Consider the following 22,228-nt stretch of genomic DNA (forward strand, 5'->3'; position numbering starts at 1 on the left):
GACCCCGTTCGCGCTCCCCGAGCCCCAATCCCGAACCCCGAATCCCTGAATCCCCGAACCCCCGAACGGCCGAACCGAAAGGACCCGTACCCATGTCGGACATCGAGATCCAGAAGGTCACCGCGCACATCGGTGCCCGCGTCCTGGGCGTCGACATCTCCAAGCCCCTGGACGACATCACCGCCGCCGCCCTGCGCACAGCCCTCGACGAGCACAAGGCGCTGGTCTTCGACGACGTCGACCTGGACGACGAGGGGCAGCAGGCCTTCGCCCGTCACTTCGGCGACCTCACCACCGCGCACCCCACGGTGCCCGCCGTGGACGGCGCCCCGAACGTGCTGCCCGTCGACAGCGAGCGGGGCCGCGCCAACCACTGGCACACCGACGTGACCTTCGTGCTCAACCCGCCGCAGGCCAGCACCCTGCGCAGCATCACCGTGCCGCCGTACGGCGGTGAGACGCTCATCGCCAATTCCGCGGCCGCCTACCGCGATCTGCCCGAACCGCTCCGCGCGTTCGCCGACACCCTGTGGGCCGAGCACACCAACGACTACGACTACGCGGTGCCGGACGAGAACATCGACGAGGAGCAGGCCGCGCAGCGAGCCCAGTTCACCTCCATCAAGTTCCGCACAGCGCACCCGGTCGTCCGGGTGCACCCGCTGACCGGTGAACGCGGCCTGTTCATCGGCGGGTTCGCGCAGCGGATCATCGGGCTGTCGGTGGGCGAGTCCCGCAAGATCCTCGACCTGCTCCAGGCGTACGTCACCCGGCCCGAGAACGTGCTGCGCTGGCGCTGGTCCCCGAACCAGCTCGTCCTGTTCGACAACCGGATCACCCAGCACTACGCGATCGACAACTACGACGGTCTGCCGCGCCGGCTGCACCGGGTGACGGTCGCCGGTGACGTGCCGGTCGGCATCGAGGGCAAGGAGAGTCACTCGATCGAGGGAGACGCCTCGCACTACACGTCGGTGGCCGCGTGACGCCGTACCGGATCGTGTGACCGGCGACGAACAACGGACGCCGGACGGCGGACGACGGGGCGGCCCCCGCGAGGATCCCCCTCGCGGGGGCCGTCCGTCAGGGCCCGCACGGCACGTTCAACGAGATCAGGGCGGCCGCCCCGTCCTCCAGCCGGAGTTCGGTGATCGCCGCGTTGCGCAGGCCCGGCAGGACGCGGCGGTACTCGCCCAGCGGGACGGACAGCGCGGCGCACAGCACCAGCCGCAGCAGGGTGTTGTGGGCGACGACCAGCACGCGCTCGCCGGGGTGGGCCTCGGCGATCCGGCGCAGGGCGCGGGTCCCCCGGGCCGCCGCGGTGCGGGGATCCTCCGCCTCGGGGAAGGGATAGGACACCGGATCGGCGCGGAACGCCTTGGCCCGGACCGGGTTCTCCAGCTCGAACTCGGCGAGCGTGCGGCCCTCCAGCACCCCGAAGTCGCATTCGCGCAGCGCGGGTTCACGCCGGGCGACCAGCCCGAGGGCGCGGCACGCGGGCTCGGCCGTGGCGACGGCACGGGACATGGTCGAGGTCCAGATCGCGTCGACGGGGTGCGCGGCGGCCCAGCGGCCGAGGGCCTCCGCCTGGGCGCGGCCCTCCTCGGTGAGCTGGACGTCGCTCACTCCGGCGTAGCGGTTCTCCGCGTGCCAGACGGTCTGCCCGTGCCGGGCCAGGAGGAGGGTCGTACTGCGGCTCGTAGTACTCATGAGGCCGCAGTATCCAGGTCGGGCCGGGCCCGCGGGCGCACCACGAGAAGTCCGGCCCGGGACCGGGCGCGGCACACCGGCCGCCACGCACGACACCCCCGCCGGCGGGCACGGGACACCCCGTCGCCGGGCCGGTCCGCGCGGGACCGGGACCGGGTCCGGGGTGCAGGGTGCGGGGTGACGAAGGGGCTAGAGGTTGCTGAAGTCCGGTCCCGCCGTCCGCGTGCGCTTGATCTCGTAGAAGCCCGGCACCGAGGCGACCATGAGCGTGCCGTCCCAGAGCTTGGCGGCGTCCTCGCCCTTGGGGGCCGGGGTGACGACCGGGCCGAAGAAGGCGAGCTGCTCGCCGTCGGAGCCGGGCACGGCGATGACCGGGGTACCGACGTCCTGGCCGACCTTGTCGATGCCCTCCTTGTGGGAGGCGCGCAGCTCGGCGTCGAACTCGAAGTCCTCCTGGTCGGCGTAGTCGATCAGGTCGGCGGGGAGCCCCACCTCTTCGAGAGCGCCGGCTATCGCTTCCTTGGTCGGGCCCGCGCCGTCGTTGTGGAAACGGTTGCCGAGCGCGGTGTACAGCGGGCCGAGGACGTCGTCGCCGTGCTTCTGCCAGGCGGCGGTGACCACCCGGACGGGCTGCCACGCCGTGGTCGCGAGCATCTCGCGGTAGTTCTCGGGAAGCTCGTCGAGCTTGGGCTCGTTCAGTACGGCGAGGCTCATGATGTGCCAGCGGACCTCGATGTCGCGGACCTTCTCCACTTCCAGCACCCAGCGCGAGGTCATCCAGGCCCAGGGGCACAGCGGGTCGAACCAGAAGTCGACGGGGGTCTTGCCGGAACTGGTCTGAGCGGTCTGCTCGGGCATGCTTCTCCTCGGAACGCGGTGTTTCCCGTGGCAACACCGGCACGCGCCCGCACCATTCCCGCGCATCCGTGCGATTCGAGGGTGGCCATGGGGATTCCCCTGTGTCGCCGCCGCCGCGCTGCCCGCCGTAAGGAGCACATGGGAGGATCGGCCCTGTTCGCACATGTCTATGACGCCATGAGGGAGTGCAGCCGTGCCCGGTGAGAATCTGTCCCGCGACGAGGCCCAGGAGCGGGCGGCACTGCTGTCCGTCGACAGCTACGACGTCTTCCTCGACCTGCGCTCGGCCGTCGGGGACACGGAACCCGGCGGGTCGGGCGGCGGGCCCCGCACCTTCCGCTCGGTCACCACGCTCCGCTTCCGCTGCGCCGAGCCGGGCGCGGCGAGCTTCGCGGACCTGATCGCGCCGAGTGTGACGGCCGTCTCGCTCAACGGGCGGGACCTCGACCCGGGTGAGGTGTTCGACGGCTCCCGGATCCGCCTGGAGGAGCTGGCCGCCGAGAACGAGCTCGTCGTGGACGCCCAGTGCGCCTACTCCCGTACCGGCGAGGGCATGCACCGCTTCGTCGACCCGGAGGACGGCGAGGTGTATCTGTACACGCAGTACGAGCCCGCCGACTCGCGGCGTGTCTTCGCGAACTTCGAGCAGCCGGACCTCAAGGCGCCGTTCCGCTTCGAGGTACGGGCCCCCGAGGGCTGGACCGTCTGGAGCAACGGGGTCGGCGAACTCGTCGACGGCGTGTGGAAGTTCGCCGAGACCAAGCCGATCTCGACGTACATCACGGCGGTCGTGGCGGGCCCGTACCACTATGTGACGGACTCCTATTCCCGCGTCTTCGACGACGGTACGACGCTGGAGATCCCCCTCGGCGCGATGTGCCGCAAGGGTCTGGCCCCCCACTTCGACGCCGACGACGTGTTCCTGGTGACCAAGCAGGGCCTGGACTTCTTCCACGACCACTTCGACTACCCGTACCCCTTCGGGAAGTACGACCAGGCGTTCGTGCCCGAGTACAACCTCGGCGCGATGGAGAACCCGGGGCTCGTCACGTTTCGCGAGGAGTACATCTTCCGCGGCAAGGTGACGCAGACGTCGTACGAGGCGCGGGCGAACGTCATCCTGCACGAGATGGCGCACATGTGGTTCGGCGACCTCGTCACCATGGTCTGGTGGGACGACCTGTGGCTGAAGGAGTCCTTCGCGGACTTCATGGGCACGTTCGCGAACGTGGGCGCGACCCGCTTCACCGACGCCTGGATCACGTTCGCCAACCGCCGCAAGGCCTGGGCCTACCGGGCGGACCAGCTCCCGTCCACCCACCCGATCACGGCCGACATCCGTGACCTCCAGGACGCCAAGCTGAACTTCGACGGCATCACCTACGCCAAGGGCGCCTCCGTCCTGAAGCAGTTGGTGGCGTACGCCGGACAGGACGCCTTCCTGGAGGGCGCGCGCCGCTACTTCAAGCGGAACGCGTACGGGAACACCCGCCTCGGCGATCTGCTGTCGGCCCTGGAGGAGACGAGCGGCCGGGACATGGCCGCCTGGTCCCGGTCCTGGCTCCAGACCGCGGGCGTCAACTCCCTCACCCCGCAGGTGATCCTGGACGCGGAGGGGCGGATCGGCGAGCTCGCGGTGCTCCAGGAGGCGCCCGAGTCGCATCCCGAACTGCGCCCGCACCGGGTGGCCGTGGGCCTGTACCACCGTGAGGACGGCGAGGGTCCGCTCGTGCGGTACGCGCGCGCCGAGGTCGACGTCGACGGGCCGCGCACGATCGTCACCGAGCTCGCGGGCGCGCAGGCCCCGGCGCTCGTCCTGGTCAACGACGACGACCTCACGTACTGCAAGATCCGCTTCGACGAGGGCTCGCTGGCCACGCTGCGGGACGCGCTCGGCGAGATCACCGACCCGCTCGCACGGGCCCTGTGCTGGTCGGCGCTGTGGAACCTCACGCGCGACGCGATCCTGCCGGCCCGGGACTTCATCGCCCTGGTGCTGCGGTTCGCGGGCCGCGAGTCCGACATCGGCGTCCTGCAGATGCTCCAGGCCTGGGCGAACTCCGCGCTCGTCAACTACGCGGCGCCCGGATGGCGCGAGGAGGGCGGGGCGCTGCTCGCCGAGGGCGCGCTGAAGGAGCTGCGGCTCGCCGAGCCGGGTGGCGAGCACCAGCTCGCCTGGGCCCGGTTCTTCGCCACCGTCGCCTCCTCCGAGGCCGACCTCCAGCTCCTCCAGGGTCTGCTGGAAGGGACGGCGAAGATCGACGGTCTCGACGTCGACCAGGAGCTGCGCTGGGCGTTCCTGGAGCCGCTGGCCGCGCGGGGCGCCGCCGACGAGTCCGTCCTCGCCGCCGAACTCGCCCGTGACGACACGGCGTCCGGCAAGCGGCACCAGGTCCGCTGTCTGGCCGCCCGTCCCTCGGCCGCGGTCAAGGCGCAGGCCTGGGCGGCGGTCGTGGAGTCCGACGCGCTGTCCAACGCCCTCGTCGAGGCGACGATCTCCGGCTTCGGCCAGCCGTCCCGGCGGGACCTGCTGGAGCCGTACACCGCGAAGTACTTCGCCGCCATCGAGCGCGTGTGGGCGGAGCGGTCCATCCAGATCGGCATGGACGTCGTCCGGGGGCTGTTCCCCTCGCTCCAGGACTCCCCGGAGACCCTGGCCGCGACGGACGCCTGGCTCGCGGCGCACGAGGACGCGCCGCCGGCACTGCGCCGGCTGGTGCTGGAGTCGCGGGACGATCTGGCGCGGGCGCTGCGGGGGCAGGCCCGCGACATCGCCGCCGCGGGCTGATCACCGGTCCGCCACGGACCCGACCGAGGAGGGCACCGGACGCCTGGGGCGCCGGTGCCCTCCTCGGCCGGACCGGGCCGACCGCCGCCGCCTCCTGGACCGGGCCACTCGCGCCCGCCGACGCGACGCGACCGGTGCCGGCCCCGAGGGCAGGCCGCCGCGACCAGCCGGCCGCGCGCGACCGGAGCCGACCTCAGGGACCAGGCCGCCGCGCCACCGGGGACGCGACCGGTGCCGCCTCCGCGTCCCGGGCGCCCCGAGACCGGTGCGGGCTCCGGGATCGGGCCGCCGGGCCCGCCGACGGGGTGCCCCGGTGTGTCTCCGGTGAACTGATCCGATCCGCGACTCGGTTGACTCATCCGATCCGCGCATTGGTTACGAAATGCAGGTATGCACAGCCGTAACCCCTATTAACACGCACGCGGACCAGCGGCTTTACCCGGTCGAACGCGCGTGCACCCGAGGGCGGTTGTCCCGATTCGCCGACGGGCGGGTAACAGCCGTTAGAAGTCGGCTCGGCGGCGGAAAACCCCGGACCATGAGTCACGGCACCCCCATCTCCCCCCGCGCCCTCCACTCCACGTCCCGCGTACGGCAGCGGGTTCTGACCTCCGCCCGGTTGCGCGACCACGGCGTGACGGCCGCGGACGCCAACGAGCGGTGCCGCCCCGGCGGTCCCTGGCAGCGGATCCTTCCCGGCGTCTTCCTGCTGCGTCCGGGACCACCCACGCCGGAGGAGCGGCTGCACGCGGCGCTGCTCTACACCGCCCGGCCGCCCTCCGCCCGTACGGCGCCCCGCGTCCCCGCCCAGCCCGGCTCCCCGGAGCCGTGCACGCCCCGGCCCGCCGCGGACGCGCTGATCACCGGCCTGGCGGCCCTGGCCCTGCACGGCTTCGACTGCGCCCCGCCGCTGCCCTCCCTCGACACGATCGACGTGCTCGTCCCCCGGCTCCGCCGGCTGCGCTCGGCCGGCTGTGTCCGCATCGTGCGGACGACCGTGCTGCCGGCGCCCGTGTTCGTGGCGGGCGTGCCGGTCTCCGCCGTCCCCCGCGCGCTGGCCGACGCGGTCGCGGAGCTGACCGACGCGGAGACCGTGCGCGCGCTGCTGACGGAGGCGGTGCGCCGCGGCTACTGCGAACCGCGCTCGGTCGTGGAGGAGCTGACGGCGGCCCGGCTGCTCGACCGCCCGCACGTGGTGGACGCCGTGGACTCGCTGGTGGCGGAGGGCCGGGCGATCGCGGAGAACCGGCTGTACCGGATGGTCTTCGAACACAGGCTGCCCGACCCGGTCTGGAACGTCGAGCTGCGGCTGCCGGGAGGCCCGCGCCTCGGCGCGGTCGACGCGTACTGGCCCGAGCAGGCGGTCGCGGTCGAGCTGGACACCCGGACCCCGCTCCAGGACGCGGACGACGCCCGGGCCGCCGAGCGGACCCGCAGGCGCGAGCATCTGGAGCGGCTGGGCGTCACCGTCGTCCACATCACCCCGCGAAGGCTCAGGGACGCGATGGAGCAGCAGGCCACGATCGTTCGGACCGCTCTCATGGCGGCGAACGACCGGGATCCGGCCGCGTATGTCGTGGTGCTGCCCCGGTCGTGACGGACAGGGCCGCGCCCGGAGGGGAGGGAGAGGGCCCGTGAGCCGTTCTCGCGGGCCCTCTCCCGGTTTCCGGTGGCTTTGTCAGTGCCCGGATCTACTGTGGTGCGAGCAGGACTTCCCTGGACGGACGCGCCTGCGTGACGAGCCGGACCGAAGACAGGAGAGCGCGATGACGACCCTGCCCGACCGCCCGAACACGGCGCTGCTGGTGATCGACATGCAGCACGGAGCGGTGGACGGCGCCCACGGCCTCGCGGGCGTGATCGCGAACATCGACACCCTCGTCGCCAGAGCTCGCGCCGAGGCCGTGCCGGTGATCTGGGTGCAGCACTCCGACGATCACATGAAGTACGGCAGCGATTCCTGGCAGTACGTGCCGGAGCTGGTCCGCGCGGAGGCGGAGCCGGTCGTCCACAAGAAGTACGGCGACTCCTTCGAGGCCACCGAGCTGGAGGACCTCCTCGCCGAGCGGGCCGTCGGTCATGTCGTGGTCACCGGCGCCCAGACCGACATGTGCGTCCGCTCCACGCTCCACAGCGCCTTCACCCGGGGGTACGACGTCACGCTGGTCGGCGACGCCCACACCACGGAGGACCTCACCGCGTACGGCGCCCCCACCCCGGCCGAGGTCGTCGCCCACACCAATCTGTACTGGCGGGAGCAGCGCGCGCCCGGTCGGCGCGGGGACACCGTGGAGACGGCGAACGTGAGCTTCGCCGCCGGAGCGGGCGGAGCCGCCGGCTAGAGCCGGTCGCCCAGGGCCTGGGACAGACCCCGGGACAGGCTCCGGGAGTGCTCGGACCGGTCCTGGGACGGGTTCGTCGCGGTCGGCGCGGTCGGCGGGGTCCCGCAGAACTCCGCCTCCGCGACCGCCAGGCTGTCGCCCGCCCAGTCGCCGTTGAAGTTGAAGGCGAGGGAATGGCGGCCGTCCGCGGTGGCGAGGGCGACGGTGGACGAGCCGTGGATGCCTCCGTCATGGCCCCAGACCCGGACGCCGCAGCTCAGCGTCCCCTCCAGGAGGCCCAGGCCGTAGCGCATGCCCGGGACGCCGTCGACGGCGACCGTCGTCCGCATCTCCCGGAGCTGCTCGCGCGGCAGGAGCCTGCCGCGCAGGAGCGCGGTGTAGAAGCGGTTCAGGTCGGCGTTGTCGGAGATCATCTCCCCCGCGGAGGACGCCCAGGAGGGGTTCAGAGCGGTGACGTCGTAGGTCGGTCCCGTCGTGGTCTCGGCGAGTTTGGAGTACGCCCTGCTGCTGGGTGAGGGGAGCGTGACGCGGGTGCCGGGCAGCGAGGTGGCACGCAGCTTGAGGGGCTTGATGATCCGGTCGCGGATCTGCGAGGCGTAGGACCGTCCGGTGACCTTCTCGATCACCATGCCGGCCAGGACGTAGTTGGTGTTGGAGTAGTTCCAGGACGCGCCCGGGGCGAAGTCCGGCTCGTGGGACAGCGCGACGGCGACGAGTTGTCCGGGGGTGAGCGTGTCGTAGCGGTGCCGGAGGAATCCGTCCCTGGCGAGATAGGTGGCGCCGAAGCCGTCGTCGGCGGTGTAGTTGAAGATCCCGCTGGTGTGGTTGAGGAGTTGGCGGACGGTGATCGCGGTGCCGTCGTTGCCGTTGCCGCGCACCACGCCGGGCAGCCAGGTGTCCACGGTGTCGTCCAGGGACAGCCGTCCCTCCGCCTCTAGCTGGAGCAGGACGGTGGAGATGAACGTCTTGGTGATGCTGCCGACGCGGTAGCGGTCGTCCGCGGACCGCGGTGCGCCGCTCCTGAGATCTCCGACGCCCGCGGTGGCCGACCAGGCGCCGTGCCGGTCCACGGCCTTCGCCGTCACCCCCGGGACACCGGCGTGCACGGCCGCTTCCATGGCCTGCCGTGTCGGCGCGTGGCCGTCCTTCGCGGGCGCCGCCGTCGCGATGCCCGCCTGCGTCACCGCGACCCCCGCGGCGATCGCCCCCACCAGTGCCGTACGAACCCTCATGTCTTCCCCGTCTCGCTGTGGGACTCGGTCGGGGGGAGGGACACGAGGGGACACCGTCGGGTTGCCCGGTCGGCGCGGGTTGATCCTTTTTCAGCCCTTCTTCAGGATCAGCTCGGTGTTGCGGTCGCGTGAGGTGCCCGACAGGTCGGTGCGGGCGCCGGGGGCGTTGAAGGAGAGCTCGCGGTACAGCGCCGCGAGGCCGGTCTGGGTGAGGTCGGAGAAGTCCGTGGCGTGCGGGGCCGCGGACTCGATGAGCGTGGTGAACAGCGAGAGCGTGCCGTCCTTGTTGTCCACCAGCTCGATGACCCGGGCGAGCTGGGGGAAGTCGACGTGGGAGGCGGTGCAGATCTCCCAGAAGGAGCGGTTGCCGGCGGCGGCGTGCGGGATGATCTCGTTCTTGTGGGTGTGTCCGTTCACCCAGGCCAGCGTGTTGCTGTAGCGGGCGAGCAGGGCGACTACCTCGTCACCGCCGTGCCGCTGCTCGGTCGGGTGGGCGGGGTCGGCGTGGGTGTTGCGCATCGTCTTGCTGGTGTGGTGGCTGAAGACGATGACGTACGAGTCCGCGTTCTCGCGCAGTGTCCGCTCCAGCCAGCGCAGTTGCGCCGTGCCGATGGAGCCCTCGTAGTGGCCGCCCGGGTCGGTGGTGTCCAGGCTGACGCCGATGACGTCCTCGGCGATCCGGAACGTGTAGTACTGGGTGCCCGCGGAGAGGTTCGCGGAGGAGTAGCCGTGGCCGATCGGGCCCGGTCCGGTGTTCGCCGGGTCGAGGTGCGCCTTGATGTACTCGGCGGGGGTGAACGGGGCGCGCTTCTCGTCGGGCGTGACCGAGCGCATCTCGCGGGCGTGCGCCCTGAGCAGGTCGTGGAAGGCGGCGCCCTTGGGACTGCTGCCGTTCTTGATGCTCTTGGCGAGCGTGGTGGCCTCCGCCGAGCCCAGCGACATCAGCTTCTTGCCGCCGACGGCGAAGTCGGTGAGGTAGGAGTCGCCGCGCGACCCGTAGCAGCCGAGCGGGAGGGCGTCGTGGTTGCCGACGGTGGAGTACCAGGGCAGCTTCAGGCCGGGGCTGCGCACCTCGCGGATGGCCGCGGCCAGGAAGCCCTGGATGCGCGGGAAGCCGAGCTGCTTGTCGGCGTCGCGCAGGGCGGCGTCGGGCTGCCAGTAGGTCTTCAGGTTGCTGGCCTGGACACCCTCGTAGTGCCGCGGGTCACCGCTGTTGGGGGTGATGCGGCCGCCGCTCATGACCTTCAGGAACCACTCCAGCTCCGTCTTGGAGTTGTTGTCGGTGTTGTCCCCGGTGGTCATGACGAAGTGCAGCGGAGCCCCGGTGGCGGGGGCTCCGTGCAGCGAGTTGACCCGCTCGATCAGGGAGACGGCGCCCGCGACGGTCAGCGCCTCCTGCGGGCGCCAGGCGCTCTTGCTCTGGGAGCGCAGGTACTCCAGGCGCAGCGGGTGCTGGGAGTCGATCAGGTGCAGGTCGGTGAGCTGCACGAACGCGGCGAGCGCGGTGCGCCGGTCGGCACGGCCCGTCTTGGGCGCGGCCAGTTCGTCGCGCACGACGCGCTTCCAGCCGGCGCCGTCGCCGAGCCTGCGGTAGCCGGTCGAACCGGAGCGCGGGGTGGCGACGGAGCCCAGGGTCGTGCCCCGGGTGTACGGGACGAGCGCGGCCGGAGCCTTCGGGCCGGTGGTGGCCATCCGTCCCTCGGCGTGGGCGACGGAGTCGGCGACGGGCGCCTGGGCGGCCGTCGACGCGTGCGCCGGGGACTGCGGGCGCAGGGCCAGACCGATCCCCGCGGAGAGGGACACGGCTCCGGTGGCGGCCAGCAGGGTGCGGCGGTTGAGGGCGGGTACGGTGGCGACAGAGCGTATGCGCGGCATGGCGCGGTCTCCCCGAGTGCGAACGCGTCGGCAGTGGCCGCGGGGGGCTCGACTGGCGAACTCCCCGCTCGTACTGGATCGTTGGCACTGGGGATGACCTGCGCGTTAACTGGGCGGCAACGGGCGACGCCGATCACCGTACGTCGATCTCCGCGCACCCTGGACGTCCATGGAGTCCTGTCCGAACGGCCGGTGGACGGTCACTCCGTGTTCACTTTGCGGGGTAGGGGAGGTGAATCCGGGTGCGCCGCGGGGGCGTTCGCGGTCGCGCCCGGCCGTTCACGGATTCGCCCGCGCGTTCATGGATTCGCCGGGGAGTAGGCGGGAGCGGACCAGCGCAGCGGGCTGGCAGCGGGCGTCTCGACGGCCTCGGCGAGGGTGAAGCGGACGGTCCTCCCGCCGTCGGGGGTGAACTCGGTACGGGCCGTGCCGGTGAGCTGGAGCAGCGATCCCGAGGTCCAGTCCAGGAAGAGCAGACCGGCGCGCGGGTCGGCGGTGAGGTTGCCGAGGGTCAGGAACATGGAGTTCCCGGGGTAGTCGGGCCAGCTCAGTTCGCCGGGCGCGTCGACGCGCACGAAGCCGGGGTTGCCGCCGCGGTGGCTGGCGTCGGCGCCGTGCGGGTGGACCGTGGCGAGGAAGAAGGTGTCGGCGGTCTCGACGAACTCCCGCTGGGCGGGGGTGAGTTCCCTGCCGTGCCGGGGAGCGCCCGGCTCCCGGCCGGTCACCGTCTCGTAGGTCTGCCGCTGCTGGAGGTACTTGGGGCAGTTGGCGAAGACCTGGTCGGCCTCGACGGCGAAGCCGCGCGGGGTGGGCCGGACCCGGCCGTTGAGGCGCATACGGCGACGGGTGCGCGGGTCGAGTGCGATGGTGCCGACGGCGGTGCCCGGGGTGGCGAGCGCGCCGGTGAGCGGGTCGCCGGCCGGGAGGCCGCCCACGACCGAGATCTGCCGGGGCCCGGTGGCCCGCACGAATCCCGGCCGTCCGGTGAGCAGCGAGGCCCACACGCCGCCTCCCGCAGGGGCGGCCCCTCCCTCCGTCGGCGTGCCGCTCTCCGGGGCGGCCGCGCCGACGACCAGCATGGGCTGGAGTTCCAGGAACGCGGCCGCCACGGGCCGGATGCCCTGGCCGACGGCCCGGCCCACGTGATCGGCGAGGTCCCGGACGCCGACCCGGTCCTGGATGGCGCGCGAGCCGGAGTGATACGTCATGACGACTCCAGGTGCTAGAAGAAACCGCAGGTCGGCGCGGACGCGTTCGGCGCCGGTGCCTCCTCGGCGCCGGTCGCCGCGAAGATCTCCAGGCGGGTGCCGTCCGGGTCGTGGAAGAAGATGCCGCCCGAGGCCGCGCCCTCCCGGTGGGCGACCAGGCCCTCGTAGGCGAACGTGACGCCGTGGTCGCGCAGGGCCGTCTCGTACCGCCTGACCCGCTCGACGGAGTCGGCTTCGAGGGCGAGGTGGTGCAGGCCCGCCAGGCCCGTGTCGTGGGCGCCGCGCGCCTGCTGCCAGAGCGTGAGCGCGGGGCGGCCGTCGCCGGAGGGGGACCCGAGGAACGCGTACCGCCGCTCCCCCTCGTCGCCGGCCTCGCCCTGGCCGAGCACCCCGAAGCCGAGGACGTCGCGGTAGAAGGCGAGCGAGCGGTCGAGGTCCGTGACGTTCAGGCCGACGTGGCCGGTGCTCAGCGTCATGACAGTGCCTTTCTGCCGTGGCCGCCTCACCGAGAGGCTAACCCTTGTCATCGACATTAGAGGTTAGAAATGAGAGCGTCAACCGGTGACCTACCCTTGAGTGGTTAGCCCTGAAGGGAGACCCCATGTCCACCAGCCCCGACCCCCGCCCCCTCACCGGCGAGCCCGTCTCGCTCGACCTGCTCAACACCCGCTGGGTCCACGAGGGCGAGGTGCGCGACCTGCTGACCGACACCGGGGGCCTCGCCGTCTGGCTGGCGGGCAACGGGCTCGACTTCCCGGCCGACGACACCGTCCTGCGGCACACGCTCGAAGCGCGCGACGCCCTGCGCGCCGCCGTCGACACCCCCCGCGGGCAGACCGGCGAGGAGGGCTCCCCTTTCCCGGCCGAGGCCGCCGCGCGTGTCGACGCCGTCCTCGGACACGGACGCGTCCGGCTGACCCTGACCGACCGGGGACCGGGCGGGACACCGGAGTTCGACGACCCCTCCTGGGGCCCGGCCTGGCTCGCCGCGCGCGACTACCTGGAACTGCTCCGGGCCGCCCCGGACCGCATCCGCCGCTGCGCCCACGAGGCCTGCGTCCTGCACTTCTTCGACACCTCACGCAACGGCACCCGCCGCTGGTGCTCGATGGCGGCCTGCGGTAACCGCGCGAAGGCGTCCCGCCACTACGCGCGCACAAAAGAGAGCTGAATCGACAAAGAGAGACATCCGAGCCGTCCGGGATATCCCCCCATAGCCCGTCATCGACGGCATGACGCATGGCGGAAGTACGCCATGCGTCCATCCTTGCTTGGTCAACTCTCCCCAAACAACTGCCCCTTGAGCAAAGCTGAGCGGTCATCCGGGTCCACATTCCGGACTGATGCGACCGGTGCCACAAGAACCGCCGGAACCGGCCGTTCCACGCTCGTTCCTTTACCTACAAGGGATGCAGATGATCTCCGACCCTCAGCGCGCACCTATATCGGGCGCGAGACGCGTGGCCCGTCTGGCCATGGCAGCGGGCCTGGTGGCCGCGCTCTCCGCGGCCGGGCCGATACCCATGGCCTTCTCCGCGGACGCGGGCGCACCCACGGCCGATCCCGGCACCAAGTCCGCCGCCGCCAAACTCGGTTCGAACGACGCCGACCTCCTCGCCGAGGCCAAGGCCAACGGCGACAAGAACGTCACGATGATGATCGCGACGGCTCCCGGCCAGACCGAGCAGGTCGCCAAGGAGCTGGACGCCGTCAAGGGCGGTTCGGTCGGCCGCAGTTACGACAAGCTGGGCTACGTCCGCGCCACCGTCCCGACGAGCAGGGCGGACTCGGCCATCGCCGCCGCCGCGAAGCTGTCCTCGGTGCACGGGATCGATCTGCGCCAGGAGATCGCGCTGGACGACCCCACCCCGAGCGCCGACACGGCCAAGCACGGCAGCAACACCCCGACGGCCGCCACCTACTCCGGTCCCGGCAAGAACACCCCCGCCGAGAACCCGTACAACCCCTCCTTCGAGACGGGTGCGGTCGACTTCGTCAAGGACCACCCGAAGGCGGACGGCCGGGGCATCACCATCGGCATCCTCGACTCCGGCGTCGACCTGGGCCACCCCGCCCTGCAGAAGACCACCACCGGAGAGCGCAAGATCGTCGACTGGGTCACCTCGACCGACCCGATCCTCGACAGCGACGCGACCTGGCGCCCGATGGTCACCCCCGTGGCCGGGCCCACCTTCACGTACAGCGGCAGGACGTGGACGGCCCCCGCGGGTTCGTACGAGATCAGCACGTTCCGGGAGTCGGCGACGGCGGGCGGCGACGCCGCGGGCGACGCGAACCGCGACGGTGACACCACCGACGTGTGGGGCGTGCTCTACGACCCGACGGCCGGCACGGTCACCGTCGACCTGAACAACAACGGCGACTTCACCGACGACACGCCGATGAAGCCGTACAAGGACGGCTTCCAGATCGGCTACTTCGGCACCGACAACCCGGCGACGGACGTCGTCGAGCGGCAGCCGTTCGTCGTGGAGATCCGCAAGGACGTCCCCATGGACCCGTACGGCGGGACCTGGGTCGGCAAGAAGGCCGACTTCGTCAACATCGGCGTCATCGAGTCCGAGCACGGTACGCACGTCGCGGGCATCACCTCCGCCAACGGCCTGTTCGGCGGCAAGATGAACGGCGCCGCGCCCGGCGCGAAGATCGTCTCCTCGCGCGCCTGCACCTGGACCGGCGGCTGCACCAACGTGGCGCTCACCGAGGGCATGATCGACCTCGTCGCCAACCGCGGTGTGGACATCGTCAACATGTCCATCGGCGGTCTGCCCGCGCTCAACGACGGCAACAACGCGCGCTCCGAGCTCTACACGCGTCTCATCGACACCTACGGCGTCCAGCTCGTGATCTCCGCGGGCAACTCCGGCCCCGGCGCGAACACCATCGGCGACCCGGGCCTGGCCGACAAGGTCATCTCGGTCGGCGCGACCATCTCCAAGGAGACCTGGGCCGCCAACTACGGCTCGCAGGTGGAGAAGAAGTACGCGATGCTGCCCTTCTCCTCGCGCGGCCCGCGTGAGGACGGCGGCTTCACGCCGACGCTGAGCGCGCCCGGCGCCTCCATCAACTCCACCCAGACCTGGCTGCCGGGCTCCCCGGTCGCCGAGGCGGGCTACACCCTTCCGGCCGGCTACTCGATGCTCCAGGGCACCTCGATGGCCTCCCCGCAGGCCGCGGGCGCCTCGGCGCTGCTGCTGAGCGCGGCGAAGCAGAAGGGCATCAGCCTCACCCCGGCCACCCTGCGCACCGCGCTGACGTCGACCGCCGACCACATCAAGGGCGTTCAGGCGTACGCGGAGGGCGCGGGCCTGATCGACATCAACGACGCCTGGGACTCCATCAAGGACGGCGCCACCGCCCACGACTACACGGTCAAGGCACCGGTCGACACCGCGATCGACTACGCGCTGAAGACCCCGGGCTTCGGCACCGGCCTGTACGACCGCGAGGGCGGCCTCAAGGCCGGGCAGCGCAAGACGTACGACGTCACCATCACGCGCACCTCGGGCGCGGACCGGCCGGTCCGCCACGAGCTGTCCTTCGAGAACAACGCCGGAGACACCTTCCGGATCCTCGGCAAGGACGAGGTGAACCTCCCGCTGAACCAGCCGGTCACCGTCAAGGTGCAGGCCGCGCCGGAGTCGGCCGGGCTCAAGAGCGCGATCCTCGAGGTCGACGACCCGCGCACCGAGGGCGTCGACAAGCAGATCCTGTCGACCGTCGTGGTCTCGTCGCCGCTCAAGTACACCTACAGCAAGTCGAGTTCGGTGCAGCGCAACAGCACCACCTCGTACTTCGTGACGGTCCCCGAGGGCGCGACGTCCCTGGAGGTCGCGATCGGCGGGCTCAAGGACAAGAGCCAGACCCGGTTCATCGCGATCCACCCGTACGGCGTCCCGGTCGACAACACCAGCACCCCGTACTGCTACAACAACTACCTCGACGGCAACGGCTGCAAGCCCGACGTGCGTTCGTACGCCGACCCGCAGCCCGGCGTCTGGGAGATCGAGGTCGAGGCGCGCCGCACCTCGCCGCTGCTCGACAACCCCTACAAGCTGGATGTCGCCGTGCTCGGCGCGGCGTTCGACCCGGCCGTCGTGACCGTCCCCGAGGCCAAGGTCGGCACCCCGGCCACCGCCTCCTGGAAGGTGACGAACAACTTCGCCGCGCTCGACGGCAAGCTGAAGGGCGGTCCGCTCGGCTCCTCCAAGAACGCGCGGCCGACCATCACCGAGGGCGTCACGCAGACCACCACGGTGGAGGTGCCCGCGGGCGCCGCGTCGCTGGACGTGGTCATCGGCAACGTCTCGGACAACGCCGCCGACCTCGACCTGACGGTGAAGAACGCCGCCGGGACCGTCGTCGGGCAGTCCGCGGACGGTGACTCGGAGGAAGCCGTCTCCATCGCCAACCCCGCGGCCGGGACGTACACCATCGAGGTCGCGGGCTACGCGGTCCCGTCGGGTTCGACGGCCTACGACTACCGGGACGTGTTCTTCTCCAGCGCGCTCGGCACAGTCTCGGTCGACGACTCCACCCCGGTGAAGCTCGCCACCGGCGCCTCGGCCACGGTGTCCGGCTCGGTCACCGCCGCCGCGGCGGCACCCGAGGGACGCGAGTTCTTCGGTCAGGTCCAGCTCGTGAACGCGCGCGGCACAGTCGCCGGCCTCGGCAGCGTGAAGATCGAGAAGGTCACGCCGTAACGGTGTGATCCCCGGCCGCGCGAGCGGTCCGGGACCTCGGGGCGGGCGTCCGGCCACGGACGCCCGCCCTTTCGTGTGCCCCGAGCCCCCCGCCCGCGGCGGCCGGGCCCCTCAGCCGCCGGCCCCGCCCGTACCGCGTGTCACTGCTCGCACCTCATGCCCCGGGACTCGGGCAGCGCCTTGACGATCCAGGAGCGGTCGCGGGCGATCTGCTGCTCCCCCGTGGTCCAGATGTCGGGTGTCGAGGCGCGCCGCTGGATGGCGACGAGCACCTCGTCGCCCCGGTGCAGCCGCGGGTCGACGTCCTGGTCCATGAGGAAGGTGACCTTCTTCTCGCCCGTGGCCGGCTTGTAGTAGTGGAAGACGTCCAGGGTGATCCGGTCCTGAGCGGTGCCGGGGACCGCGGCCACCTTGGTGACCGTGCCCTCCACGATGAGCCGGGAGCAGGCGATGTAGCCGGGGGCGCTGAGCGAGCCCGAGCCGCCGCTGTCCTGCACCTTGGCGTCGGAGTTGGCCGAGTCGCCGCTCGTGACGTCCGACCCGCCTGTCGCGGCCAGCCAGCCCATCCCGACCACCAGCGTGGCCACCGCGGCCGTCACCAGCGTGCCGATGACGAGGGCCCGCGAAGGCAGGCGCCGCTTCTTCGGGGATCCCCCGGGCCGCCCGCCCCCGGCGGCCCGGGGTCCGTCGGCCCCGCGGGGCCTCCCGGACCTCCCGGACCTCCCCGGCTTCCGGGAGTCCCTTCCCGCTCCGGCGGGCCGCCCGGCGTCCGCCAGCGCGTCACCGATGACGACGAGCTGCTCCCGGAGCAGGTCCACGTCCTCGGTGGCCGAGCGGTGCTCGGCCATGAACACGACGTCGTCGCGCGCCTCCTCGGGCAGTTCGGCGTCCGTGATCGCGGCCATCAGCGCGTCCACACCTTCGTACTCGGCCACGTCACACCACCTCGTCCTCGTGCAGGCGGGCGCGCAGCGCGCGGACCGCCGTGTGCAGCCTGCTCTTGACCGTGCCCTCGGGTATGCCGAGCTCGTCGGCGATGTCCCGCACCGGCAGGTCCGCGTAGAACCGCAGGACGAGGACCTGGCGCTGGGCGTCGGGCAGTTCGTCCAGGCCCTGGGCGACGGCCAGCGAGAGCACGCTGGACTCCTCGTCGGAGGGCTGCTCCAACTGGCGCAGCGAGGCGAGGCGCTCACCCAGCCGCTCCTGCCGGCGCTTGGCCCGGTGCCAGTCCATCGCGAGGTTCGAGGCGACGACCGCCGCCCAGGCCGACACGTCGCGCGGCGCCTCGTCCCCCTTGGCGGCCCGCTCCAGCAGCCGCAGCCGGACCTGCTGTACCCCGTCCGGCAGGTCCGCCTGCGGCACGCCGCCGAGCGCGAGCACCGCCCGCACCCGGCGTTCCTGCGTCGCGTCCAGGGGGTCGTCCGCCCCCGACGCCCGGCGTGGCTTTCTGCGCAGCACAGCCACCTCTCCCCTCCCCGCGTCCCCCTCTACGACGCCGGCGCGGGTGAAAACGTTCGGCTCCGATCGAGTCGTACGTCACACCGGGCCCCGGATCATGAACGGGACGCACCGTACGGCTTGCGGTCCCCCCGTGTCGCCGGGCGATTTCTTCGTATCCGGACGCCCGGCCGCCGCAGGATCGGGCTCCCGCGCGCGGTTCCGCGTCCCACGCTGTGAGCCGCGCGACGAAAGGATTGGACACGCGGGCCCGGGTGAGACGCATCATGGAAGCGCTGGACCACGAAGAACGCACGTCAAGGGAGTCGCCGTGAGGGTCGGAATCGTCGGAGCCACCGGTATGGTCGGCACAGCCATGCGCAAGATCCTCGTCGAGCGGGACTTCCCGGTCGAGGAGCTGCGTCTGTTCGCCTCGGCCCGTTCGGCCGGGACGGTCGTCGACGGAGTCACGGTGGAGGACGCTTCCACGGCGGACTACTCGGGCCTGGACATCGTGCTGTTCTCGGCGGGCGGGGCCACGTCCAAGGCGCTGGCCGAGAAGGTCGCCTCCCAGGGCGCCGTCGTGATCGACAACTCCTCGGCCTGGCGCAAGGACCCCGAGGTACCCCTCGTCGTCTCCGAGGTGAACCCGCACGCGATCGCCGACCGTCCCAAGGGCATCATCGCCAACCCGAACTGCACGACGATGGCCGCGATGCCGGTCCTGAAGCCGCTGCACGAGGAGGCGGGCCTGCGGGCGCTCGTCGTCGCCACCTACCAGGCGGTGTCCGGTTCGGGTGTCGCCGGTGTGGCGGAGCTGCACGGCCAGGCGCTGAAGGTCGTCGGCGAGGCCGACGGGCTGACCCACGACGGCGAGGCGGTCGACTTCCCCGAGCCGCAGGTCTACAAGCGCCCCATCGCCTTCAACGTGCTCCCCCTCGCGGGTTCGATCGTCGACGACGGTCTGAACGAGACGGACGAGGAGCAGAAGCTGCGCCACGAGTCGCGCAAGATCCTGGAGATCCCCGCCCTCAAGGTCTCCGGCACCTGCGTCCGCGTCCCGGTGTTCTCCGGCCACTCCCTCCAGGTGAACGCCCGCTTCGACCGCCCGATCTCCGCCGAGCGCGCCACCGAGCTCCTCGGCGGCGCCCCTGGTGTCGCCCTCTCGGACATCCCGACCCCGCTCCAGGCCGCCGGCAAGGACGCCTCGTACGTCGGCCGCATCCGGCCGGACGAGACCGTCGAGCACGGCCTCGCGCTGTTCATCTCCAACGACAACCTCCGCAAGGGCGCCGCGCTGAACGCGGTGCAGATCGCGGAGCTGGTGGCGGCCGAGCTCAACGAGGGCTGACACCCGCGTCCGGCACACGCCCGAGGGGGCGGGCACCGTCCGGTGCCCGCCCCCTCGGGGTTCCTCGGTCCTGCCGCGTTCGTTCCCGCCGCGTCGCTAGGCGGTGGCCGCGCGCGCGTCCGCCGCCTGCGCCTTCAGGGCGCGCTCGACGCCCGAGCGGGACTCCGAGACGAGGCGCCGCAGGGCGGCGTTGGGCTCGGCCGAGGCCAGCCACGCGTCCGTCCTGGCGAGGGTCTCCTCGGCGATGTGGATGCCCGGGTAGAGACCGGTCGCGATCTGCTGGGCGATCTCGTGCGAGCGCGCGTCCCAGATCTCCTTGACCACGGCGAAGTACTTGTCCGTGTACGGGGCGAGCAGCTCACGCTGGTCGCTCTGCACGAAGCCGCCGATGACCGCTTCCTGCACGGCGTTCGGGAGCTTGTCGGACTCGACGACGGAGGCCCAGGCCTCGGCCTTCGCCTCCGCGGTGGGCCGGGCGGCGCGGGCGGTGGCCGCGTGCCGCTCGCCCGCGGCGGTCTTGTCGCGCTCGTACTCGGCGGCGATCTCCGCCTCGTCGAAGCGTCCGACGGCCGCGAGCCGCTGGACGAACGCCCAGCGCAGCTCGGTGTCGACGGCGAGGCCCTCGACGGTCTCGCGGCCTTCGAGCAGCGCCTCCAGGAGGTCGAGCTGCTCCGGGGTGCGCGCGGTCGCGGCGAAGGCGCGCGCCCAGGCGAGCTGGTGGTCGCCGCCGGCCTCGGCCGCGCGCAGGTGGGCGAGCGTGGCGTCGGTCCAGCGGGTCAGCAGCGCCTCGCGGGCCGCCGGGTCGGCGTACAGCTCGATCGCGAGCTTCACCTGGCGGTGCAGCGACTGCACGACACCGATGTCGGACTCCTTGCCGATGCCGGACAGCACCAGGGCCAGGTAGTCGCGGGTGGCGAGTTCGGCGTCGCGGGTCATGTCCCAGGCCGAGGCCCAGCACAGGGCGCGCGGCAGGGAGGACTCGAAGTCGCCGAGGTGCTCGGTGACGAACGCCAGGGAGTCCTCGTCGAGGCGGACCTTGGCGTACGACAGGTCGTCGTCGTTGAGCAGGATCACGTCGGGGCGGCGCTTGCCGAGCAGGTGCGGGACGGCGGTCAGCTCGCCGTCGACGTCCAGCTCGATGCGCTCGTCGCGCACCAGCTTGCCGCTGGCGCCGTCGAGCTCGTAGAGGCCGACCGCGATGCGGTGCGGGCGCAGCGTGGGCTCGCCCTGGGCGCCGGCGGGCAGCGCGGGCGCCTCCTGGCGGATGGCGAACGCGGTCACGACGCCCTGGGCGTCGGTCTCGATCTCCGGGCGCAGGATGTTGATGCCGGCGGTCTGGAGCCACTTCTGCGACCAGGTGCCGAGGTCGCGTCCGGAGGTCTCCTCCAGGGCGCCGAGCAGGTCGGACAGGCGCGTGTTCCCGAAGGCGTGGGCCTTGAAGTAGGCCTGGACGCCGCGGAAGAACTCGTCCATGCCGACGTAGGCGACGAGCTGCTTGAGGACGGAGGCGCCCTTGGCGTACGTGATGCCGTCGAAGTTGACGAGCACGTCGTCGAGGTCGCGGATCTCGGCCATGATCGGGTGGGTGGAGGGGAGCTGGTCCTGCCGGTACGCCCACGTCTTCATGGAGTTGGCGAAGGTGGTCCAGGAGTGCGGCCAGCGGCTGTCGGGGTGGTAGGCCTGACAGGCGATGGAGGTGTAGGTGGCGAACGACTCGTTCAGCCACAGGTCGTTCCACCACTCCATGGTCACGAGGTCGCCGAACCACATGTGGGCCAGCTCGTGCAGGATCGTCTCGGCGCGCAGCTCGTACGCGGCGTCGGTGACCTTGGAGCGGAAGACGTACTGGTCGCGGATGGTGACCGCGCCCGCGTTCTCCATGGCGCCCGCGTTGAACTCGGGCACGAAGAGCTGGTCGTACTTCGTGAAGGGGTACGCGTAGTCGAACTTCTCCTGGAACCAGTCGAAGCCCTGCCGGGTGACCTCGAAGATCGCGTCCGAGTCGAGGAACTCGGCGAGCGAGGGGCGGCAGTAGATGCCGAGCGGAACGGTCTGCCCGTCCTTCTCGTACACGCTGTGCACGGAGTGGTACGGGCCGACGATGAGCGCGGTGATGTACGTCGAGATCCGCGGCGTGGGCTCGAAGACCCAGACGTCGTCCTTGGGCTCCGGGGTCGGCGAGTTGGAGATGACCGTCCAGCCGGTCGGCGCCTTCACGGTGAACTGGAAGGTGGCCTTGAGGTCGGGCTGCTCGAAGGACGCGAAGACGCGGCGGGCGTCCGGCACCTCGAACTGGGTGTAGAGGTAGGCCTGCTGGTCGACGGGGTCGACGAACCGGTGCAGGCCCTCACCGGTGTTGGTGTAGGCGCAGTCGGCGACGACGCGCAGGACGTTGCGCCCCTCCAGGAGCCCGGGCAGCGCGATCCGCGAGTCCTGGAAGACCTCGGCCGCGTCGAGCGGGTCGCCGTTGAGGGCGACCTCGTGGACGGCCGGGGCGACCAGGTCGATGAAGGACTCCGCGCCGGTCTCGGCGGAGTCGAAGCGCACCGTGGTCACGGACCGGTAGGTGCCGCCCTCCTGCGCGCCGGAGAGGTCGAGTTCGACCTCGTACGAGTCAACGGTGAGCAGCTTCGCCCGCTGCTGCGCCTCTTCGCGGGTCAGGTTTGTGCCAGGCACGCGGTCATCTCCTCGTTATGTGTGGGT

16 protein-coding genes are annotated in these 22,228 nt (G+C 71.7%); 7 read left to right on the forward strand and 9 right to left on the reverse strand.

What is annotated here, in order from left to right; all coding sequences use genetic code 11:
- Nucleotides 1-92: 92 nt before the first annotated feature.
- On the forward strand, nucleotides 93-986 hold the full coding sequence (locus ACFRIC_RS10845) for a TauD/TfdA dioxygenase family protein (RefSeq protein WP_382782600.1): 894 nt from the start codon (nucleotides 93-95) through the stop codon (nucleotides 984-986).
- 97 nt (nucleotides 987-1,083) lie between these two features.
- Here ACFRIC_RS10845 and ACFRIC_RS10850 read toward each other — a convergent pair whose 3' ends face one another.
- Both ACFRIC_RS10850 and ACFRIC_RS10855 read right to left on the reverse strand, forming a co-directional pair.
- On the reverse strand, nucleotides 1,084-1,710 hold the full coding sequence (locus ACFRIC_RS10850; protein ID WP_382782602.1) for a histidine phosphatase family protein: 627 nt from the start codon (nucleotides 1,708-1,710) through the stop codon (nucleotides 1,084-1,086).
- Between the two features lie 189 nt (nucleotides 1,711-1,899).
- Complete coding sequence (locus tag ACFRIC_RS10855) at nucleotides 1,900-2,568, reverse strand: DsbA family protein (protein WP_382782605.1); 669 nt, start codon at nucleotides 2,566-2,568, stop codon at nucleotides 1,900-1,902.
- A 193-nt stretch (nucleotides 2,569-2,761) separates the two neighbouring features.
- Between ACFRIC_RS10855 and pepN (ACFRIC_RS10860) the strand changes: the two genes are divergently transcribed.
- The 3 genes from pepN (ACFRIC_RS10860) to ACFRIC_RS10870 all read left to right on the forward strand — a co-directional run bounded on the left by pepN (ACFRIC_RS10860) (nucleotide 2,762) and on the right by ACFRIC_RS10870 (nucleotide 7,698).
- Complete coding sequence (gene pepN / locus ACFRIC_RS10860) at nucleotides 2,762-5,356, forward strand: aminopeptidase N (RefSeq protein WP_382782607.1); 2,595 nt, start codon at nucleotides 2,762-2,764, stop codon at nucleotides 5,354-5,356.
- A 538-nt stretch (nucleotides 5,357-5,894) separates the two neighbouring features.
- Complete coding sequence (locus ACFRIC_RS10865; protein ID WP_382782610.1) at nucleotides 5,895-6,953, forward strand: hypothetical protein; 1,059 nt, start codon at nucleotides 5,895-5,897, stop codon at nucleotides 6,951-6,953.
- A 169-nt stretch (nucleotides 6,954-7,122) separates the two neighbouring features.
- Nucleotides 7,123-7,698 carry a cysteine hydrolase family protein gene (locus ACFRIC_RS10870; RefSeq protein ID WP_382782613.1) on the forward strand — a complete coding sequence of 192 codons (576 nt, stop codon included), beginning with the start codon at nucleotides 7,123-7,125 and terminating at the stop codon, nucleotides 7,696-7,698.
- Here the strand turns inward: ACFRIC_RS10870 and ACFRIC_RS10875 are convergent.
- From ACFRIC_RS10875 to ACFRIC_RS10890, 4 genes are all read right to left on the reverse strand, one after another.
- The gene (locus tag ACFRIC_RS10875; RefSeq protein WP_382782616.1) at nucleotides 7,695-8,930 is read right to left on the reverse strand and encodes a serine hydrolase domain-containing protein; all 1,236 of its coding nucleotides are present in this window, start codon (nucleotides 8,928-8,930) and stop codon (nucleotides 7,695-7,697) included. The genes ACFRIC_RS10870 and ACFRIC_RS10875 overlap by 4 nt on opposite strands.
- A gap of 90 nt (nucleotides 8,931-9,020) precedes the next feature.
- Nucleotides 9,021-10,805, reverse strand: coding sequence for a TIGR03767 family metallophosphoesterase (locus ACFRIC_RS10880; RefSeq protein ID WP_382782617.1), 1,785 nt, complete (start codon nucleotides 10,803-10,805; stop codon nucleotides 9,021-9,023).
- 299 nt (nucleotides 10,806-11,104) lie between these two features.
- Nucleotides 11,105-12,013, reverse strand: coding sequence for a pyridoxamine 5'-phosphate oxidase family protein (locus ACFRIC_RS10885; protein ID WP_382782620.1), 909 nt, complete (start codon nucleotides 12,011-12,013; stop codon nucleotides 11,105-11,107).
- Between the two features lie 14 nt (nucleotides 12,014-12,027).
- Entirely contained in the window at nucleotides 12,028-12,489 is a 462-nt protein-coding gene (locus ACFRIC_RS10890) for a VOC family protein (RefSeq protein WP_382782622.1), read from the reverse strand.
- Nucleotides 12,490-12,614: 125 nt separating this feature from the next.
- On the opposite strand from ACFRIC_RS10890, the gene ACFRIC_RS10895 reads away from it, so the two are divergent.
- Nucleotides 12,615-13,184, forward strand: coding sequence for a CGNR zinc finger domain-containing protein (locus tag ACFRIC_RS10895; protein ID WP_382782625.1), 570 nt, complete (start codon nucleotides 12,615-12,617; stop codon nucleotides 13,182-13,184).
- 244 nt (nucleotides 13,185-13,428) lie between these two features.
- Nucleotides 13,429-16,737 carry a S8 family serine peptidase gene (locus ACFRIC_RS10900; protein ID WP_382782627.1) on the forward strand — a complete coding sequence of 1,103 codons (3,309 nt, stop codon included), beginning with the start codon at nucleotides 13,429-13,431 and terminating at the stop codon, nucleotides 16,735-16,737.
- Nucleotides 16,738-16,877: 140 nt separating this feature from the next.
- On the opposite strand, the gene ACFRIC_RS10905 is transcribed toward ACFRIC_RS10900, so the two are convergent.
- Both ACFRIC_RS10905 and ACFRIC_RS10910 read right to left on the reverse strand, forming a co-directional pair.
- Nucleotides 16,878-17,672 carry a hypothetical protein gene (locus ACFRIC_RS10905; protein WP_382782630.1) on the reverse strand — a complete coding sequence of 265 codons (795 nt, stop codon included), beginning with the start codon at nucleotides 17,670-17,672 and terminating at the stop codon, nucleotides 16,878-16,880.
- A 1-nt stretch (nucleotide 17,673) separates the two neighbouring features.
- Nucleotides 17,674-18,201: a sigma-70 family RNA polymerase sigma factor gene (locus ACFRIC_RS10910; RefSeq protein ID WP_355775954.1), complete on the reverse strand. Its 528-nt coding sequence runs from the start codon at nucleotides 18,199-18,201 to the stop codon at nucleotides 17,674-17,676.
- Nucleotides 18,202-18,505: 304 nt separating this feature from the next.
- Between ACFRIC_RS10910 and ACFRIC_RS10915 the strand changes: the two genes are divergently transcribed.
- The gene (locus tag ACFRIC_RS10915; RefSeq protein WP_382782634.1) at nucleotides 18,506-19,525 is read left to right on the forward strand and encodes an aspartate-semialdehyde dehydrogenase; all 1,020 of its coding nucleotides are present in this window, start codon (nucleotides 18,506-18,508) and stop codon (nucleotides 19,523-19,525) included.
- 96 nt (nucleotides 19,526-19,621) lie between these two features.
- Here the strand turns inward: ACFRIC_RS10915 and pepN (ACFRIC_RS10920) are convergent, their stop codons facing one another.
- Nucleotides 19,622-22,201, reverse strand: coding sequence for an aminopeptidase N (gene pepN, locus ACFRIC_RS10920; RefSeq protein ID WP_382782637.1), 2,580 nt, complete (start codon nucleotides 22,199-22,201; stop codon nucleotides 19,622-19,624).
- Between the last annotated feature and the right edge of the window lie 27 nt (nucleotides 22,202-22,228).

Origin of the sequence: Streptomyces sp. NPDC056738 (assembly GCF_042790435.1) — a bacterium.
Taxonomy (GTDB): Bacteria; Actinomycetota; Actinomycetes; order Streptomycetales; family Streptomycetaceae; genus Streptomyces.

What these genes read in the sequence shown, in the direction of transcription:
- ACFRIC_RS10885 (WP_382782620.1), bottom strand. Translation starts at nt 12,013, where the DNA reads ATGACGTATCACTCCGGCTCGCGCGCCATCCAGGACCGGGTCGGCGTC.
- ACFRIC_RS10865 (WP_382782610.1), top strand. Translation starts at nt 5,895, where the DNA reads ATGAGTCACGGCACCCCCATCTCCCCCCGCGCCCTCCACTCCACGTCC.
- ACFRIC_RS10895 (WP_382782625.1), top strand. Translation starts at nt 12,615, where the DNA reads ATGTCCACCAGCCCCGACCCCCGCCCCCTCACCGGCGAGCCCGTCTCG.
- ACFRIC_RS10875 (WP_382782616.1), bottom strand. Translation starts at nt 8,930, where the DNA reads ATGAGGGTTCGTACGGCACTGGTGGGGGCGATCGCCGCGGGGGTCGCG.
- ACFRIC_RS10890 (WP_382782622.1), bottom strand. Translation starts at nt 12,489, where the DNA reads ATGACGCTGAGCACCGGCCACGTCGGCCTGAACGTCACGGACCTCGAC.
- ACFRIC_RS10870 (WP_382782613.1), top strand. Translation starts at nt 7,123, where the DNA reads ATGACGACCCTGCCCGACCGCCCGAACACGGCGCTGCTGGTGATCGAC.
- ACFRIC_RS10880 (WP_382782617.1), bottom strand. Translation starts at nt 10,805, where the DNA reads ATGCCGCGCATACGCTCTGTCGCCACCGTACCCGCCCTCAACCGCCGC.
- ACFRIC_RS10855 (WP_382782605.1), bottom strand. Translation starts at nt 2,568, where the DNA reads ATGCCCGAGCAGACCGCTCAGACCAGTTCCGGCAAGACCCCCGTCGAC.
- ACFRIC_RS10900 (WP_382782627.1), top strand. Translation starts at nt 13,429, where the DNA reads ATGATCTCCGACCCTCAGCGCGCACCTATATCGGGCGCGAGACGCGTG.
- ACFRIC_RS10845 (WP_382782600.1), top strand. Translation starts at nt 93, where the DNA reads ATGTCGGACATCGAGATCCAGAAGGTCACCGCGCACATCGGTGCCCGC.
- ACFRIC_RS10850 (WP_382782602.1), bottom strand. Translation starts at nt 1,710, where the DNA reads ATGAGTACTACGAGCCGCAGTACGACCCTCCTCCTGGCCCGGCACGGG.